Genomic DNA, 3,103 nt, shown 5'->3' with positions numbered 1-3,103 from the left:
GCACCCACCGCCTCCGCCGGCTGCCCGGCGGAGGCGGTGGGTGCGGCGGCGGACACGGCTCCGGCGGGTGCGGCTTCGGCGGCCGGGGCGGCCGCGGGGGCCTCCGGTTCCGGGGCCGTACCGCCCGAGACGTCCACCGCGATGATGGACGTGCCCACGTCCACCGTGGTCCCCTCGGGGAAGTGCAGCGCGCGGACCACCCCGTCGTAGGGGATGGGGAGCTCCACGGCCGCCTTCGCCGTCTCGACCTCGCACACCACCTGGCCGTCGGTGACCGTGTCACCGGGCTGGACGTACCACTTGAGGATCTCGGCCTCGGTCAGTCCCTCGCCCACATCGGGCATCTTGAACTCACGGACGGGCGCTTGCGTCATCGTCGTCACGACCCTCCCTTTCCCTCAGTAGGCCAGCGAGCGGTCGACGGCGTCCAGCACCCGGTCCAGGTCCGGGAGGTAGGACTCCTCCAGGCGGGCCGGCGGGTACGGGGCGTGGTAGCCGCCCACCCGCAGGACCGGGGCCTCCAGGTGGTAGAAGCAGCGCTCCGTGATCCGCGCGGCGATCTCCGCGCCCGAACCGAAGAACACCGGAGCCTCGTGGACGACGACCAGGCGGCGGGTCTTCTCCACCGACGCCTGGATCGCGTCGAAGTCGAGCGGGGAGACCGAGCGCAGGTCCAGGACCTCCAGGGAGCGGCCCTCCTCCGCCGCCGCGTCCGCGACCTCCTGGCAGAGCTTCACCATCGGGCCGTACGCCACCAGCGTCAGGTCGGTGCCCTCGCGGACCACGCGCGCGGTGTGCAGCGGGCCGGGGATCGCCTCGGTGTCGACCTCGGCCTTGTCCCAGTAGCGCCGCTTGGGCTCGAAGAAGATCACCGGGTCGTCGCTCTGGATGGCCTGCTGCATCATCCAGTACGCGTCCGACGCGTTCGACGGCGAGACCACCTTCAGTCCCGCCACGTGCGCGAACAGCGACTCCGGGGACTCGGAGTGGTGCTCCACCGCGCCGATGCCGCCGCCGTAGGGGATGCGCACGACGACCGGGAGCTTCACCTTGCCCAGCGACCGCGCGTGCATCTTCGCGAGCTGCGTGACGATCTGGTCGTACGCCGGGAACACGAAGCCGTCGAACTGGATCTCGACCACCGGGCGGTAGCCGCGCAGGGCGAGGCCGATCGCCGTGCCGACGATGCCCGACTCGGCGAGCGGGGTGTCGATGACGCGGCTCTCGCCGAAGTCCTTCTGCAGCCCGTCCGTCACTCGGAACACGCCGCCGAGCTTGCCGACGTCCTCGCCCATGACGAGGACCTTGGGGTCGGTGTCCAGGGCACGGCGCAGCGACTCGTTGATCGCCTTGGCCAGGGCCATGTTCTTGGATGTCACGGTCTCCGCCATGTCACTTGCCCCCGTCCGCGTCGGCGAACGACGCCTGGTAGGCGGCGAACTCCGCCCGCTCCTCGTCGACGAGCGCGTGTCCGTCCGCGTACGCGTTCTCGAAGATGGCGAAGTGGTCCGGGTCCGGCATGGCACGGACCGCCTCGCGCACTCGCTTGCCCAACGTCTCGCTCTCGGTCTCCAGTTCCGCGAAGAACCCCTCGTCCACGTGGTGCGCGGACTCCAGGTGGCGGCGCAGGCGCAGGATCGGGTCCTTGGCCTCCCAGGAGGCCCGCTCGTCGTCGTGGCGGTAGCGGGTCGGGTCGTCGGAGGTGGTGTGGGCGCCCATGCGGTAGGTGAACGCCTCGACCAGCGTCGGCCCCTCACCGGCGCGGGCCCGCTCCAGGGCCCACCGGGTGACGGCGAGGCTCGCCAGCACGTCGTTGCCGTCCACCCGCACGCCCGGGAAGCCGAAGCCCTGCGCCCGCTGGTACAGCGGGACGCGGGACTGCTTCTCGGTCGGCTCGGAGATCGCCCACTGGTTGTTCTGGCAGAAGAACACCACCGGGGCGTTGTAGACCGCGGAGAAGGTGAAGGCCTCGGCCACGTCGCCCTGGCTGGAGGCGCCGTCACCGAAGTAGGCGATCACCGCGCTGTCCGCGCCGTCCTTGGCGACACCCATCGCGTAGCCCGTGGCGTGCAGCGCCTGGGAGCCGATGACGATCGTGTACAGGTGGAAGTTGTTGCCGTTCGGATCCCAGCCGCCGTTGTTGACGCCGCGGAACATGCCGAGCAGGTTGGTCGGGTCCACCCCGCGGCACCAGGCGACGCCGTGCTCGCGGTAGGTGGGGAAGACGTAGTCGTCGTCGCGCAGCGCGCGCCCGGAGCCGATCTGCGCCGCCTCCTGGCCCAGCAGCGAGGCCCACAGGCCCAGCTCGCCCTGCCGCTGGAGCGCGGTGGCCTCGGCGTCGAAGCGGCGGGTGAGCACCATGTCGCGGTACAGGCCGCGGAGGTCCTCGGGCGTGACGCCGGAGACGTACGGGTCGAACTCGGCGTTCCGGACCCGCTCACCCTCGGGCGTCAGCAGCTGGACGAGGTGGGGTTCGGCGCTCCGCGTCTTCGTGCCGCGGGCCTTCCCGGACACCGGGGCCTTCTTCCCGGCGGGCGCCTTCTTGGCCGCGGGTGCCTTCCTGGCCGCGGTCGCCTTCTTGGCCGGGACCGCCTTCTCGGCGGTGGTGCCGGTGGTGTGCTGGGCGCCGGTGGCGCCGGCATCACTTCCGGCGCTGCGTCGCGGTGTGCGCGCGGCAGTGCTCTCCACGGTCACGTGTGCTCCTCCGTCGGTCCGACCCCCGGGGTTGCCGGTAGGTCTGGGGTCCCCCTCCAGCTGGACGAAGCCTGGGGGAGGCTCACCTCTTCTCGACCACGGGCACGGGGTGGGTGCCGCCCGGCCGGGAACAGGCGTGACAGGTGCCCCGGCGAGCGACCTGCACACAGCACGTTACCCAGTGCGCCACATTTCTGGGAAACCATTCCTGACCTGGGATTTTGCTTGGATATCCAAGTAAATCGGAAAGGCTGGAAAGGCGCACTGGTCACAGCCTTGCAGGAGGCCGGAGCAACGGCACGTTATCCCGCCGACCCCGGACTCGGGAAGGGTCGTGTCCCGCGCCCGGTGCCCCGTCCGGCGGCGGAGGGGCGGCACGGCGGCGTCGGGCCGCCCCTCCGCCGCCGGA

The 3,103-nt window shown here is 71.4% G+C and carries 3 protein-coding genes; all 3 read right to left on the bottom strand.

What is annotated here, in order from left to right:
* Positions 1–383 (bottom strand): biotin/lipoyl-containing protein (locus AOK18_RS28110; protein ID WP_338119144.1); only part of this gene is annotated, 383 nt, incomplete at its 3' end.
* Positions 384–398: 15 nt separating this feature from the next.
* Positions 399–1,391 carry an alpha-ketoacid dehydrogenase subunit beta gene (locus AOK18_RS28105; RefSeq protein WP_055575144.1) on the bottom strand — a complete coding sequence of 331 codons (993 nt, stop codon included), beginning with the start codon at positions 1,389–1,391 and terminating at the stop codon, positions 399–401.
* Between the two features lies 1 nt (position 1,392).
* Positions 1,393–2,694, bottom strand: coding sequence for a pyruvate dehydrogenase (acetyl-transferring) E1 component subunit alpha (gene pdhA / locus AOK18_RS28100; RefSeq protein ID WP_055575143.1), 1,302 nt, complete (start codon positions 2,692–2,694; stop codon positions 1,393–1,395).
* Positions 2,695–3,103 lie beyond the last annotated feature (409 nt).

This window comes from Streptomyces prasinopilosus (genome assembly GCF_001419695.1).
Classification (GTDB): Bacteria; Actinomycetota; Actinomycetes; order Streptomycetales; family Streptomycetaceae; genus Streptomyces; species Streptomyces prasinopilosus.
The sequence above is the reverse complement of the archived record's forward strand: the minus strand, read 5'-3'. Positions and strand labels throughout refer to the sequence as shown.